The 13,749-nt window shown below is 74.6% G+C and carries 12 protein-coding genes and 1 pseudogene; 6 read left to right on the top strand and 7 right to left on the bottom strand.

Annotation, left to right across the window (positions count from 1 at the left end):
• Both C5N14_RS24840 and glpX read right to left on the bottom strand, forming a co-directional pair.
• Positions 1-522: DMT family transporter (locus C5N14_RS24840; RefSeq protein WP_371685900.1), on the bottom strand; the 522-nt coding region annotated here is incomplete at its 3' end.
• A 29-nt stretch (positions 523-551) separates the two neighbouring features.
• Positions 552-1,583 (bottom strand): class II fructose-bisphosphatase, encoded by a 1,032-nt coding sequence (gene glpX / locus C5N14_RS24845; RefSeq protein WP_117671206.1) that lies wholly within the window; start codon positions 1,581-1,583, stop codon positions 552-554.
• A 261-nt stretch (positions 1,584-1,844) separates the two neighbouring features.
• Between glpX and C5N14_RS24850 the strand changes: the two genes are divergently transcribed.
• Both C5N14_RS24850 and C5N14_RS24855 read left to right on the top strand, forming a co-directional pair.
• The gene (locus tag C5N14_RS24850; RefSeq protein ID WP_117671304.1) at positions 1,845-2,654 is read left to right on the top strand and encodes a DUF4245 domain-containing protein; all 810 of its coding nucleotides are present in this window, start codon (positions 1,845-1,847) and stop codon (positions 2,652-2,654) included.
• A gap of 213 nt (positions 2,655-2,867) precedes the next feature.
• Positions 2,868-3,725: a hypothetical protein gene (locus tag C5N14_RS24855; protein WP_117671208.1), complete on the top strand. Its 858-nt coding sequence runs from the start codon at positions 2,868-2,870 to the stop codon at positions 3,723-3,725.
• A gap of 46 nt (positions 3,726-3,771) precedes the next feature.
• Here the strand turns inward: C5N14_RS24855 and C5N14_RS24860 are convergent, their stop codons facing one another.
• Both C5N14_RS24860 and xseA read right to left on the bottom strand, forming a co-directional pair.
• Positions 3,772-3,996, bottom strand: a complete 225-nt coding sequence (locus C5N14_RS24860; RefSeq protein ID WP_117671210.1) for an exodeoxyribonuclease VII small subunit — start codon at positions 3,994-3,996, stop codon at positions 3,772-3,774.
• 121 nt (positions 3,997-4,117) lie between these two features.
• Positions 4,118-5,338, bottom strand: coding sequence for an exodeoxyribonuclease VII large subunit (gene xseA / locus C5N14_RS24865; protein ID WP_117671212.1), 1,221 nt, complete (start codon positions 5,336-5,338; stop codon positions 4,118-4,120).
• Positions 5,339-5,514: 176 nt separating this feature from the next.
• On the opposite strand from xseA, the gene C5N14_RS24870 reads away from it, so the two are divergent.
• Complete coding sequence (locus C5N14_RS24870) at positions 5,515-6,507, top strand: 4-hydroxy-3-methylbut-2-enyl diphosphate reductase (protein ID WP_117671214.1); 993 nt, start codon at positions 5,515-5,517, stop codon at positions 6,505-6,507.
• Between the two features lie 130 nt (positions 6,508-6,637).
• Positions 6,638-7,075 (top strand): hypothetical protein, encoded by a 438-nt coding sequence (locus tag C5N14_RS24875; RefSeq protein WP_117671216.1) that lies wholly within the window; start codon positions 6,638-6,640, stop codon positions 7,073-7,075.
• Positions 7,076-7,153: 78 nt separating this feature from the next.
• Here the strand turns inward: C5N14_RS24875 and C5N14_RS24880 are convergent, their stop codons facing one another.
• On the bottom strand, positions 7,154-8,332 hold the full coding sequence (locus C5N14_RS24880) for a DNA recombination protein RmuC (RefSeq protein WP_117671218.1): 1,179 nt from the start codon (positions 8,330-8,332) through the stop codon (positions 7,154-7,156).
• Between the two features lie 54 nt (positions 8,333-8,386).
• Between C5N14_RS24880 and C5N14_RS24885 the strand changes: the two genes are divergently transcribed.
• Positions 8,387-9,163, top strand: a complete 777-nt coding sequence (locus C5N14_RS24885; protein ID WP_117671306.1) for a hypothetical protein — start codon at positions 8,387-8,389, stop codon at positions 9,161-9,163.
• A 164-nt stretch (positions 9,164-9,327) separates the two neighbouring features.
• Here the strand turns inward: C5N14_RS24885 and ppc are convergent, their stop codons facing one another.
• Both ppc and C5N14_RS24895 read right to left on the bottom strand, forming a co-directional pair.
• Positions 9,328-12,114: a phosphoenolpyruvate carboxylase gene (gene ppc / locus C5N14_RS24890; RefSeq protein WP_117671220.1), complete on the bottom strand. Its 2,787-nt coding sequence runs from the start codon at positions 12,112-12,114 to the stop codon at positions 9,328-9,330.
• 130 nt (positions 12,115-12,244) lie between these two features.
• Complete coding sequence (locus tag C5N14_RS24895; protein WP_117671222.1) at positions 12,245-13,297, bottom strand: hypothetical protein; 1,053 nt, start codon at positions 13,295-13,297, stop codon at positions 12,245-12,247.
• Between the two features lie 95 nt (positions 13,298-13,392).
• On the opposite strand from C5N14_RS24895, the pseudogene C5N14_RS34285 reads away from it, so the two are divergent.
• Positions 13,393-13,669: pseudogene (locus C5N14_RS34285) on the top strand (LD-carboxypeptidase); the annotation flags it as partial.
• Between the last annotated feature and the right edge of the window lie 80 nt (positions 13,670-13,749).

Consider the following 13,749-nt stretch of genomic DNA (forward strand, 5'->3'; position numbering starts at 1 on the left):
GGCCAGCAGCGGCAGCACGGCCAGGCCCAGCGTGCCGGGGTCACCCAGCCGGTGGCCGACCGCCAGCAGCACGGCCAGCACGGTCAGCACCGCGCCGACCAGGCGGTTCGGGGTGACCGCCTGGCGGCCGGCCGGACCGATCCCGGCCCGGTCGACCAGCAGGCTGCTGCCGGACTGCCCGGCGACCACCGCCACGGTGAACACGGCCACGCCGAGCGTGCCGATGGTCAGCCCCTGGCTGGCTACCAGGAACGCGCCGCAGACGCCGCCGAGGCACTGCCACGGCCGCAGCGAGCCGTCCGCCAGCGCCGCCCGCAGCGCGGACAGGCCCCGCCGCCCGGCCGGGGTGGCGGGGACCAGCACCAACAGCACCAGCAGGCCGAGGCCGAACGAGACCACCGCCGCGGCGATCCCGTCGGCCAGGCGTACGCCCAGTTCGCCGTTGATCCGGGACTGCACGGCGACGGCGAACCCGGAGGCGACGGCCAGCCCGACGCCGGCGATCCGGCGGGTGGCCGTCAAGGTCGGCGGCGCGGTCGTGGTGGTGCCCGTCACTCCTGCTCGGCCAGCGGACGACCGTCGAAGTCGACCGCCGAGTACAGCGCCAGCTTCTCCAACCGGTGGTACGAGTCGATCACCCGGATCGTGCCGCTCTTGGAGCGCATGACGATCGACTGCGTGTACGCCCCGCCGGCCCGGTAGCGCACGCCGCGCAGCAGGTCGCCGGAGGTGACCCCGGTCGCGACGAAGAAGCAGTTGTCGCCGGTGACCAGGTCGTCGGTGGTGAGCACCCGGTCCAGGTCGTGCCCGGCGGCGAGCGCCTTCTCCCGCTCCGCGGAGTCGCGCGGCCAGAGCTTGGCCTGCATCACCCCGCCCATGCACTTGAGGGCGCAGGCGGCGGTGATCCCCTCCGGGGTGCCGCCGATGCCCATCAGCACGTCGACGTCCGACTCGCCGCGGGCGGCGGCGATGGCGCCGGCGATGTCGCCGTCGGAGATGAACCGGATGCCGGCCCCGACGCGGCGGACCTGGGCGACCAGGTCGTCGTGGCGCGGGCGGTCCAGCACGCAGACGGTGACCTCGGAGACGTCGGTGCCCTTGACCTTGGCGATCCGGCGCAGGTTGTCGGCCACCCCGGCGTTGATGTCGACCACGTCGGCGTAGGCCGGGCCGACGGCCAGCTTCTCCATGTAGAAGACGGCGCTCGGGTCGAACATCGCCCCCCGCTCGGCCACCGCGAGCACGGCGAGCGCGTTCGGCATGCCCTTGCTCATCAGCGTGGTCCCGTCGATCGGGTCCACCGCGACGTCCACCTCGGGGCCGGTGCCGTCGCCGACCTCCTCGCCGTTGAAGAGCATCGGGGCATTGTCCTTCTCGCCCTCGCCGATCACCACGACGCCCCGCATCGGGATCGAGTTGATCAGCTTGCGCATGGCGTCGACGGCTGCCCCGTCGCCGCCCTCCTTGTCGCCCCGGCCGACCCACCGGCCGGCGGCCATCGCCGCCGCCTCGGTGACCCGGACCAGGTCGAGGGCGAGGTTGCGGTCCAGATCCTGGGGGGTCCGCGTCCTGGTGCTCGTCATGACGGCTTTCCTCCTCGCGACGTTGCGGGGTGGACCGGCGGCACACGGTCGTCACCGCCGCCGGCTTTGTCGCTGATCCTCACACGATCGTCAACCTATCGCCGGGTCGGGGCGCTGGTGGCCAGCTTCCCGCCAACCGGGTGGTGGGACGGATCACCCTTTCCCCCTGCCGCCCACCGCCGGCAGCCGGCCGGGGGGACGCGCCGGCTGCCGGCGGTGGTGGGCCGCTTCCCGGTCGCCGGGGGCTGGAAGAATGGGGAGGTGGATCCCGCCCAGCCCGCCGAGCACACCCCCGCCGAGCCGACCCCGCCGACGCCCGCTCCGTCGGACCCGGCTCCGCCCGCCGTAGCCGGGGACCCGGCTCCGCCCGCCGCCGCCGGGGACCCGGCCCCGCCCGCCGCCGCCGGGGACCCGGCTCCGCCCGCCGCCGTCGGGCAACCGGCCCTGGTCGAGTCGGCGTCCGCGAGCCAGGCCGGTCCGGACGAGCACCCCGTGCCGCCCCCGGGCCGGCCGGCGGTGTCCCCGGGCCGGCCCGGGGGCCGGCCGGCGGGCAAGGAGAAGGCCAGGTCCGAGCGGTCGCCGAAGGACATGGCGATCTCGCTGCTGGTGCTGCTGGTCCCCATCGCCCTGCTGCTCGCCTTCTACCGGGGCTTCCTCGGTGGCGACCAGCCGAGCACCGTCGACCCGGCCCCGGCCCTGGAGCAGGCCCGCGCGGCCAGCGCCTTCCCGGTGAGCCAGCCCACCGGGCTCGGCGACGACTGGAAGACGGTCAGCGCCAGCTACCGCAGCGTCGAGGGCGGCTCCAACCTGCGGATCGGCTACCTGACCCCGGAGGGGCGGGGTGCCCAGCTCGTGCAGAGCGACGTGCCGCCCGAGCGGCTGCTGCCCGCCGAGCTGACCGCCGAGGGACAGCCCCAGGGCCCCACCGAGCTGGGCGGACGTAGCTGGCAGCGGTACACCGCCCGGGGCAACGAGCAGGCCCTCGTGCTGCTCGAACCGGGCCGCACGGTGATCGTGGTCGGCGACGCCCGGGAGAACGAACTGCGCCGGCTCGCCGACGCCGTCCGCTAGGGCGGGCTGCCCCGGCACCGGGCCGCCCGGGTGGGCCGGCGGGGGCGACGGACCGGACATGGATTGCCGAAGACGGCGACCGGGAACAGAAGGGGTGCGACCCCGCAGGCGCAGCCAGCCGGGCGGGACTCGTGCGTCGGAGCCAGCGCTCGGGCTGCGGCGCGCCGCCTCCGGCGCCTGTGTGGGCCGGACGACCCACTTGGAGAGGTTCACGTGACCATTCGTCGCTTCAGCGCGGCGGTCTTCGCCGCGACGCTGCTCACTCCTGCTCTGGCCGCCTGCAACAGCACCGGGACCGGCGAGGCGGGGGCCTCCGCGTCCCCGACGGTCTCCGGGAGCGCGGCTCCCGGCAGCGCCGCCCCGGGCAGCGCCTCGCCCGGTACGGGCGACGCCAAGCAGGCCCTGCTGAACTCGACCAACGAGATCCGCAACGGCAACTTCCGGTTCACCATGGCCGGCGTCGGCAGCACCGCCCAGGGGCAGGTGCACGAGCCGAGCCAGAGCGCCGAGATGAAGCTGACCATCGGCGACGCCTCCTCGGACGTGCAGATGAGGCTGGACCTGGTGCACCTCAAGCCGGACAGCTGGGTCAAGCTCGACCTCGGCGGCCAGGCGGCCAAGCTGCCCGGCGTGCAGAGCCTCAACCTCGGCAAGTACCAGCACCTCGACCAGTCCCGGATCAAGGGCAACCGCAACCTGGCCTTCGACTTCGACAAGGTCGACCCGGCCGGCAGCGAGGTGCTCACCCAGGGGGTCACCGAGGTCCGGCAGACCGGCGAGGGTGCCTACGCGGGCACGATCGACGTGACGAAGGCCGCCGAGGCCGGCTCGCTGAACGCCGAGCTGATCAAGGCGCTCGGCCAGCAGGCCCGGTCGCTGCCGTTCACGGCGAAGCTGGACCCGCAGGGCCGACTCAGCGAGCTGGTCATCCAGATCCCGGCGTCCGGCCAGAACAAGGCGCAGGACATCAAGATCACGTACGCCGACTACGGCGCGGCGAGCGCCGCCCAGCGCCCGCCGGCCGACCAGGTCGTCGAGGCCCCCAACGAGCTGTACAACCTGTTCAACTGAGACTCGGCCGGGTGCGGGGCCGGCCGCCGCCGCCCCGCACCCGCCGTCAGGCGTCCGGCGGCTGCTGACGGGCCGCGTCGATGCGGGCCCGCGCGCCGTCGAGCCAGCGCTGGCAGATCTCGGCCAGCCTCTCGCCGCGCTCCCAGAGTGCCAGCGACTCCTCCAGCGAGGTGCCGCCCTTCTCCAGCCGTTCCACCACCGAGGCCAGCTCGGCGCGGGCCTGCTCGTAGCTGAGCCGCTCGTCCGGCCCGGCGTTCTTCTCGTCAGTCATCGGTCCCATCCCAGCACATCCCCGCCCGTCCGCCGCGTCGGGCGCTCCGCCGTCGGGCGCCGGACGGCCTGTCGGCTGTCCCGTGCCACGCCGCCTGCGTCCTCGCGGCGCCCCGGGGCGCTCAGCCGTCGGCCGTCGCAGCCAGTTCGCCCTCGGCGAGGCGTACCCGCAGCGGGTCGCCCCCGCTCACCTCGCCCGCCGACCGGACCACGTGGCCGTCGGCCCGCTGGACGATCGCGTAGCCCCTGTCGAGGGTGGCGGCGGGGGAGAGGGCACGCAGCCGGGCCAGGGTGTGTCGCAGCTCCTCCCGGGCCGCGCCGAGGCGGTGGTCCAGGCACCGCCCGGCCCGTTGGCGCAGCGCGGCGACCTCGGTGGCCCGCTGCTCCACCATCACCTGTGGCCGGGCCAGCACCGGCCGGGACCGCAGCCCGTCGAGGCGGTGCGACTCCCGGTCGACCAGGTTGCGCACGGCCCGCTCCAGCCGGTGCCGGGCCTGTCCGATCAGGCGCAACTCCTCGCCCAGGTCGGGCACCACCCGCTTGGCCGCGTCCGTCGGCGTCGAGGCCCGCACGTCGGCGACGTAGTCGACCAGCGGCGCGTCCGTCTCGTGGCCGATCGCGCTGACCACCGGCGTACGGCAGGCGAACACCGCCCGGCACAGCGCCTCGTCGGAGAACGGGAGCAGGTCCTCGATGCCGCCGCCGCCCCGGGCGATGACGATCACGTCGATGGTCGGATCGGCGTCGAGGACCCGCAGCGCGTCGACGATCTGGGTGACGGCGCCCGCGCCCTGCACGGCCACGTTGACCGTGCGGAACTCCACGGCCGGCCAGCGCCGCCGGGCGTTGGTCAGCACGTCCCGCTCGGCGGCGGAGGCGCGGCCGGTGATCAACCCGACCCGCCCGGGCAGGAAGGGCAGCCGCCGCTTGCGGGCCCGGTCGAACAGCCCCTCGGCGGCCAGCAGCTTCTTCAGCTTCTCCAGCCGGGCCAGCAGCTCGCCGAGCCCCACCTGGCGGATCTCGTCGGCGCGCAGGCTCAGCGTGCCCCGGGCCGCGTAGAACTCGGGCTTGGCGTGCAGCACCACCCGGGCGCCCTCGCTCAGCTCGGGTGCGCCCGCGTCGAGCACGTCCCGGTTGGTGGTCACGGTCAGGCTCAGGTCGGCCGACGGGTCCCGCAGGGTGAGGAAGACGGTGCTGGCCCCGGGCCGCCGGCTGATCTGCGCCACCTGCCCGTCGACCCACACCCAGCCGAGCCGGGCGATCCACGCCCCCACCTTCTGGCTGACCACCCGCACCGGCCACGGCTCCTCGGAGCTGCTCCGCCCATTCTCACCCGTACTCACCCCCACACCCTACGGACGCCCGCGCAGACCGGGCGGGACGCGTCGCCCGACGGGCGTTCCGCCGGCCGGACCGCCGGTACACCGGACCGGCGGCGACGCCCCGGGCGGCGGGTGGCGGGAGCTGTGGCGGCGGTCGCAGCCGATGTCGGGTTCGGGGGGACACGTAGGATGGGCGGGTGACCGAGGCTCAGGCGACCCCCCAGACCGGCAAGCGCGTGCTGCTGGCCAAGCCCCGCGGCTACTGCGCGGGCGTCGACCGGGCGGTGCAGACCGTCGAGGAGGCGCTCAAGCTCTACGGCGCGCCGATCTACGTGCGCAAGCAGATCGTGCACAACAAGCACGTGGTGCACACCCTGGAGGCCCAGGGCGCGATCTTCGTGGAGGAGAACGACGAGGTGCCGGAAGGCGCCACCGTGATCTTCTCCGCGCACGGCGTCGCCCCCGAGGTCTACGAGCAGGCGAAGGTCCGCTCGCTCAAGGCGATCGACGCGACCTGCCCGCTGGTGACCAAGGTCCACCAGGAGGCGAAGCGGTTCGCGGCCGAGGACTACGACATCCTGCTGATCGGCCACGAGGGGCACGAGGAGGTCGTCGGCACCGCCGGCGAGGCCCCCGCGCACATCCAGCTCGTCGACGGCCCCGACGACGCCGACAAGGTCACCGTCCGCGACCCGAGCAAGGTGGTGTGGCTCTCCCAGACCACGCTGTCGGTCGACGAGACGCTGGAGACCGTGGCCCGGCTCAAGGCCCGGCTGCCGCTGCTCCAGTCGCCGCCCAGCGACGACATCTGCTACGCCACCTCCAACCGGCAGCACGTGGTCAAGGAGATCGCCCCCGAGTGCGACGTGGTGCTCGTCGTCGGGTCGCGCAACTCCTCGAACTCGGTCCGGCTGGTCGAGGTCGCCCTGGACGCGGGTGCCCGCGCCGGCCACCTGGTCGACTTCGCCCACGAGATCGACGACGCCTGGCTGGCCGGGGCCCGCACCGTGGGGCTGACCTCGGGCGCGAGCGTCCCCGACGAGCTGGTCCAGGAGGTGCTGGCGCACCTCGCCGAGCGGGGCTTCGCCGACGTGGACGAGGTGGTGACCGCCAACGAGCGGCTGACCTTCTCCCTGCCCCAGGAGCTCAAGCGGGACATGAAGGCCGCCGCCGCGGCCGTCCGCGCCTGACGGCCGTCCGGCGGTCGGTCGTGCCCGGTGGTCTCACCCGTCCGCTCCGGTGGGGGTTCGTCGCCCTCGGCGGCGAACCGTGGCTCTGACGCCTCGGAACGGATCGTCGTCCGGACGCGTCCCAACAGGTATGAAGACTCCTCGGATGGCCCTCGCCGCCCTGGTCGTCTGCGCCGCGCTGAGCGCCTGCGGCGGGCAGGGGGCCGGTGACGGCACACCCGCCCCAAGTCCCTCGGGAGGATCGCCGGTGACCGACGCGACCAGCACCGGCCCGGCGGATCCGGCCGACCCGACCGCCGCCGTGCCGTCCCCGCCGGTGCCCACCAAGACCCCGGGGCACGGCCCGAGCCTCCCGCCGGGCCCCGGCGCGGCCACGCTGACGGGCACCGTCGAGGCCGGGGTGGAGCCCGGCTGCCGGCTGCTCGACGGCCACCAACTCGTCGGCGGCCCCGCCGACGTGCTCACCCCCGGCACGAAGGTCACGGTCACCGGCCAGGCCAAACCGGACATGATCACCACCTGCCAGCAGGGCATCCCGTTCGTCGTCGAGTCCGCCCGCCGGGCCTGACCCGTACCGGCCGACCCGGGACGACCGGGGAAGCCCGTCCCCGCCCGACGGAGACGGTCCTCGGTGCCGCTGTGCGGGCTAACGCTCCGTCGACCCGGGCCGGTCGGCCAGAGCTGAGGTCGGCTCCGCCAGCTCCGGCGCCTGCGGCTGCCGGGGAGCCACCTCGATCTGCGCGGGGACGGCCAGCTCCTGGTCGGACACGCCCAGATCGGCGAGCTTGCGGGCGCTGACCAGCACCCGTGCCTCCAGCGAGCCGACCGCCCGGTTGTACGCCGTCACCGCCCCGCCGAGCGACGCGCCGAGCTTGCCGACGTGGTCGCCCAGCGTGGACAGCCGGCCGTACAGCTCGCGGGCCAGCGAGTGCACCGCGACCGCGTTGCGGGCCAGCGACTCCTGCCGCCACGAGTACGCCACCGTACGCAGCAGCGCCACCAGGGTGGCCGGCGTCGCCAGGACCACGTCGCGGGCGAACGCGTGCTCCAGCAGCGTGGGGTCGCGCTGCAACGCCACGTCCAGGAACGGGTCGGCCGGCACGAACAGCACCACGAACTCGGGGGTCGAGTCGAACGCCGCCCAGTAGGACTTGGCGGCCAGCGCGTCGACGTGCGCCCGCAGGTGCTTCGCGTGCGCGTCGAGCTGGGTGTCCCGGCCGCGCTCGTCGCGCGCCTCCATCGCGGTCAGGTACGCGTCGAAGGGCGCCTTCGCGTCCACCACCACGGTGCGCCCCCCGTGCAGCCGGACGACGAGGTCGGGGCGTACCCCCTGGTGGTCGGTCGCGGCGGTGACCTGCTCGTCGAAGTCGCAGTGCTCCAGCATGCCGGCGGCCTCGACGATCCGGCGGAGCTGGTGCTCGCCCCAGCGGCCCCGCACCTGCGGTGCGCGCAGCGCCGCCACGAGCTGCTTGGTCTCGGTGCGCAGCTCGCCCGAGACCGTGCTCATCGCGCGGACCTGCTCGCGCAGCTCGGCGTACGCGTCGACCCGGTCGTGTTCGAGCTGGGCCACCCGGGACTCGTATCGGCGCAGGGTGTCGTGCAGCGGCGCCACCGCCCGGGCGACCGCCTCCTGCGACTGCGCGGTCGCCTCGTAGCCGAGCGCCCGCATCGACTGCTCCAGCCGCCCCTCGCCCTCCCGGGCCGCGGCGAGGGTGGCCTCCAGCCGGGCGATGTCGGCCGCCGCCCGGGACCGGGCCGCGAACCAGCCCAGCGCGGCACCGGCGGTGAGGCAGAACACCACCACGGCCAGCGTCGAGAAGCTCATCACCAGAGCTTGCCAAACATGTACCACGTGACGGCGCCGGGTACGTTCGAGAGCATGGAATTTCTGCTCGTGGTCCTTCTCGCGGTGCTGCTCGTCGGCGGCCTCCTCTGGTGGCGCCGGGAGAGCGCGGCCCGGGAGGCCCGCAGCCTGGCCGACGTGCGCGCCGACGCCCAGCGCTGGTACGAACGCCTCGGCGGCCAGGTGATGAACCTGCACGGCGACGACCCGGCGGTGCGGCAGGCCCTGGTCGACGCCGGCGAGCGGTACAACGCGGCGGGCAGCCAGCTTGAGCAGGCCCGCACGGTCCACCAGTACCGGCTGGCCCGGGAGACGGCCCTGGAGGGGCTGGCGTACGCCCGGGCGGCCCGGATCGCGCTGGGCATCGACCCCGGTCCCGAACTGCCGCCGCTGGCCTCCGCGCAGGGCACCGGCCAGCTCACCCGGGAGCGCGAGGTCAACGTGCAGGGGCAGACCTTCCGGGCCGGCCCGCAGCCCGGCCGGGCCACGCCCTACTACTACCCGGGTGGCCGGATGCAGGGCCGGCCGGTGCCGGCCGGCTGGTACTCGACGCCATGGTGGAAGACCGCGCTCGGCGCGGGCGCCGGGGTGCTCGGCGGGATGCTGATCGCGGACGCGCTCTTCTCCCCGGCGTTCGCCGACCCCGGCTACGGCTACGAGGCCGGCTACCAGGAGGGATTCGGCGACGGCGCCGACTTCGGCGGTGACCAGGCCGGCGACTTCGGCGGCGGCGACTTCGGGGGCGGCGATTTCGGCGGCGGGGACTTCGGCGGCGGGGATTTCGGGGGCGGGGACTTCGGCGGGGACTTCTGACCCGGAGCGGATACTCGGCGGCCGAGCCTGGCCACCCGGCTGCGTCCGGCCGACGCCTGGCCACCCGGCCGACGCCCTGACCACCCGTCCGGCGACGAGCAGAAAGGGCCCCTGGCCACGCGGTCCACGCGTGAACAGGGGCCCGTTCTGCGTCTCGGCGGGCCTCAGCCGGTGTTGCGCATGCCGGCGGCGATGCCGTTGACCGTGGTCAGCAGGGCCCGCTCCAGGGCCGTCCCGTCGTTGGGGGCGCGCCGGCCGCCCGGGGCGGTGGCCACGGCCCGGCCGGCCGCGCCCGAGTCCCGGTACTGCCGCAGCAGCGCCACCTGGAGGTGGTGCAGCGGCTCCAGGTAGGTGTCCCGCACCGCGAGGGTGCGCTGGAGCACCGGCGAGTTCTCCAGCAGTGCCGGCGAGGAGGTGACCGCCAGCACCTCCTGCTTGGTCAGCTCGTACTCCTGCTCGATCTTGGTGAAGATCGGGTGCAGCTTCTTCGGCACCAGGGTCTCGACGTACCGGCGGGCGATGCTCAGGTCGGTCTTGGTCAGCATCATCTCGACGTTCGACAGGAACGTGCGGAAGAAGTGCCAGTTGCGGTGCATCTCGGCCAGCACGTCCTGGAGGCCGGCCTCGCGCGCCGCCGCCAGCCCGGAGCCCACCCCGAACCAGCCCGGCACGATCTGCCGGGTCTGGGTCCAGCCGAACACCCACGGGATGGCCCGCAGCCCGGACAGGCCGGCCCCGGTGTTCGGGCGCTTCGCCGGCCGCGAACCGATGTTCAGCGCGCCCAGCAGCTCGGTCGGGGTGGACGCCCAGAAGTACTCCGGCAGGTCCGGGTCCTCCACCAGCGACCGGTACGACCGGAACGCCGCGTCGGAGACCACGTCCATCGACGCGTCCCAGCGCTCCAGCATCTCGGCGGGCTGCCGGGGCGCGGTGTGCAGCAGGGTGGCCTGGAGCACCGCCGCGACGGTCAGCTCCAGGTTCTCCCGGGCCAGCGCCGGCAGGGTGTACTTGTCGGAGATGACCTCACCCTGCTCGGTGACCTTGATCGCGCCGTCGAGGGTGCCGTACGGCTGGGCCAGCACCGCGTCGTGGGTGGGGCCGCCGCCGCGCCCGACGGTGCCGCCCCGGCCGTGGAACAGCCGCAGGTGCACCCCGTGCCGGGCGGCCACGTCGCGCAGCGCCCGCTGGGCCCGGTGGATCGACCACTGGCTGGTGGTGATGCCGGCCTCCTTGTTCGAGTCGGAGTAGCCCAGCATCACCTCCTGCACGTCGCCCCGGGCCGCCACCAGGGACCGGTACGCGGGCAGCGACAGCAGCTCGTCCAGCAGCTCGCCACCGGAGTCCAGCTCGGCCGGGGTCTCCAGCAGCGGCACGAAGCCGATCCGGGACCGGCCGCTGTGCACGTCCACCAGCCCGGCCTCGCGGGCCAGCAGCACCGCCGCGAGGACGTCGTCCACGCCGAGGGTCATCGAGATGATGTACGACTCGATGACCTCGGAGCCGAACCGGTCCTGCGCCTCGCGGATCGTGCCGAACACGTCGAACGTCTTGCGGGCGCTCTCGGTCAGCGGGGTGTCCAGCGTCGACAGCGGCCGGCGGCCGGTCAGCTCGTCGGCGAGGAGCTTGGTCCGCTCCAGGCGGGTCAGCGACGGGTAGTCGGACACCTCGCCGACGGCCGCGTAGAGCTGGGTGAGCACCTCGTGGTGCTTCTCGGCGTGCTCCCGTACGTCCATGGTCGCCAGGTGCATCCCGAACGCGGACACCGTGCGGATGGTGGAGGCGAGGTGGCCGACGGCGGTGAGCTGGCCGGAGTTGCGGGCCAGCGAGGCGCGCAGCAGCTCCAGGTCGGCGATCAGCTCGGCCGAGCCCCGGTAGTCCCGGCCGGCCACGTGCGGGGTGCCCCGGCGCAGCCGCTCCCGGGTGTTGGCCAGCTTCGCCTTCACGCACCGGGCCTTCAGCCGGTACGGCTCCTCGGCGTTGACCCGGCGGAACCGGGGCGCCACCTCGGGCAGCGCGTCCAGGTCGGCGGCGAGGCTGGCGGAGAGGTCCAGCGACACCCCACGCAGCCGGCGGGAGACGGACACCTCGTTGATCAGATGCTCCATCGCCGCCTCGGTGGCCGCGATGCCGTGCTCGTGCTGGATCCGCAGCACCTCCCGGGTGACCGCCGGGGTGACGAACGGGTTGCCGTCCCGGTCGCCGCCGATCCAGGTGCCGAAGGTCAGCGGCCGGGACGTCGGCGAGGTCTCCACCCCGAGGGTGCGCAGCGTGTCGGCGAGGTCGTCGAGCACCTGCGGGGCGGCCTCGGCGTACAGGTCGCGCAGGTAGTAGATGGCGTTGCGGGCCTCGTCGGTCGGGTCCGGCCGGTCCAGCCGCAGCTCGTCGGTCTGCCACATCAGGTCCAGCAGCTCGGCCAGCCGCCGGTTCGCCGGCCCCTCGTCGCTGGCCCCGTAGAGGATGGCGTTGGCGGTCTCCGCGTCCAGCTCGTCGGCGATCGCCCGCAGCTTCGACAGGATCGACCGGCGGGCCGCCTCGGTCGGGTGGGCGGTGAACACCGGGCGGACCGCGAGCCGGCGGGCCGCCGCCGCGATCTCCTCGGCCGGCACCCCGCGCTCGGCGATCATCTTGGCCGCCTGGTCGAGCCAGCCGCCCTGCACCGCCCGGCGGCGGCGCAGGTCCCGGGCCCGGTGCACCTGTTCGGTGATGTTGGCCAGGTGGAAGTAGGTGGAGAAGGCGCGGGCCAGCTTGGTGCCGGTGGTCACGTCCAGCCCGCCGAGGCGCTGTGCGGCGGTGGGGGCGTCGGAGCGGACCAGGGCGCGGATCTCCTCGACCAGGTCGAGCAGCGGGCGACCCTCCTGCCGGGCGAGAGTCTGCCCGAGCAGCGTGCCGAGGCGGCGGATGTCGGCCCGCAGTGCGGCGTCCGGGCCGTCGTGGTCGTGCTGGTCGGTCACGGTGCGCTCCTTACCCGAGTACGAAGGACAGCGCTGTCCGACTTCCTGGATGGTATCCGCGACGACCCGTCGGAAAGGAGGGGGTCCGGCGCGTCCCGTTTCCCGGACCGCCCGGCCGCCGTCGCTGCCCTCACTCGGCGGATCGGGCATCCGTGCTGGTGGGCGCGGTGCTGGCCGGCCGCCGGGCGGCGCTGCGCCGGCCGCGTACCAGCGTGGCCGTGAGCAATCCCACGACGCCGAGCGCCGCCCAGAGCACCAGCCCGCCCACCGGCCACCCCGTCGAGCGGCGGTCGAAGTACACCGCCGACTTGATCAGGTCGGTGGTCAGCCCGGGGACGTTCCACCGGTGCATCCCGCGCAGCCAGCCGGGCAGGAACTCCGGGGCGTAGACGCCGCCGGAGCCGGGGTTGCCGAGCACCACCAGCAGCAGGATGACGAGGCCGGTGCCGAGCAGGCCGAGCCAGCCCTGCACGGCGGCGGCGACCATCGCGGCGGCGAACACCGCGAGGGCCCCGGCCGCGGCGAGCGCCGGCACGTCGTGGTCCCACACGTCCAGCACCGGTCCGACGATCGTCGCGCCCAGCACGCCGAGCACCACCGCGTACGCGGCGAGGGCGGCGATCCGCAGCCCGGCGCGGCGCAGGCTGCGGGGCGTGGTGCCGGTCTTCAGGCCCAGCGCGGTGGAGGCGAGGTAGCCGCCGAGGACGTAGCCGACCGCCAGGTAGAACGGGACGAGGCCGCGCGGGTCGCTCCCCTCGACCGGCACCTCGTCGGTGACCTGGAGCGGCAGGTTCGCCTGCCGGGCGGCCTGGCCGAGCACCTGGTCGACCAGTTCGGTGGCGGCCGGCGCGGAGGCGCTGGCGGTGGTCAGGCGCAACCCGCCCCCAGGGGCGGAGGTGAGCACCGCGTACACCTCGCGGGCGGTCAGCCCGTCGTCGGCGGCCGCGGGGTCGTCGTACTCGACGGGCTTGATCGTGTCGGTCGCGCCGCGCACGGCGGCCAGCACCGCCCGGGCGCGCTGGTCGCCGAGGGCCACCCCGACCGGCACGTCGCGCGGGGTCGGCTGGTGCAGCGCCCCCACGTACGCGGCGATGAACGCGCTGGCCAGCGCCAGGGTGCCGACCAGCAGGGCGGCGGTGCGGGGCAGCCAGTCGCGCACCGGGATGTCCGGCTCCTCGTCCACCAGGTCAGCCTAGGGGTGATCTAGCCGCCTTGCGGCTTTTCGCCCGGTGGTGGACGGCGGCGAAAAGCGGTTGGGTTCGCCGGTAGCGTTCGATCATGGAGTCGCCGCGCTATCCGCCGAAGCCCCGGCCCGGGGACCGGGTCGCGGTCGTGTCACCCTCCGCCGGTCTGCCGGCGATCTTCCCCCACGTGTACGAGCTGGGCCTGCGCCGGCTGCGCGAGGAGTTCGGCCTGGAGCCGGTCGAGTACCCGACCACCCGAGTCATGGGCGCGGACCCGCGCGACCGGGGCCCGCGACCTCACCGCCGCCTTCGCCGACCCGTCGGTCACCGCCGTGCTCGCCACGGTCGGCGGGGACGACCTGATCACCGTGTGGGAGCGGGGTGGGTGTCGGCGGGCAGGGATAGGCTGAGGTGCTGTCAACCCCCCGTCCGGGTCGGACGCGGGGGAACT

The sequence above is a fragment of the Micromonospora sp. MW-13 genome, from assembly GCF_003434305.1.
GTDB lineage: Bacteria > Actinomycetota > Actinomycetes > Mycobacteriales > Micromonosporaceae > Micromonospora.

Bases quoted from the DNA above. Each gene is read 5' to 3' on its own strand.
- glpX (WP_117671206.1), bottom strand. From the start codon at position 1,583: ATGACGAGCACCAGGACGCGGACCCCCCAGGATCTGGACCGCAACCTC.
- C5N14_RS24860 (WP_117671210.1), bottom strand. From the start codon at position 3,996: ATGACTGACGAGAAGAACGCCGGGCCGGACGAGCGGCTCAGCTACGAG.
- C5N14_RS24875 (WP_117671216.1), top strand. From the start codon at position 6,638: ATGAAGACTCCTCGGATGGCCCTCGCCGCCCTGGTCGTCTGCGCCGCG.
- C5N14_RS24880 (WP_117671218.1), bottom strand. From the start codon at position 8,332: ATGAGCTTCTCGACGCTGGCCGTGGTGGTGTTCTGCCTCACCGCCGGT.
- C5N14_RS24885 (WP_117671306.1), top strand. From the start codon at position 8,387: ATGGAATTTCTGCTCGTGGTCCTTCTCGCGGTGCTGCTCGTCGGCGGC.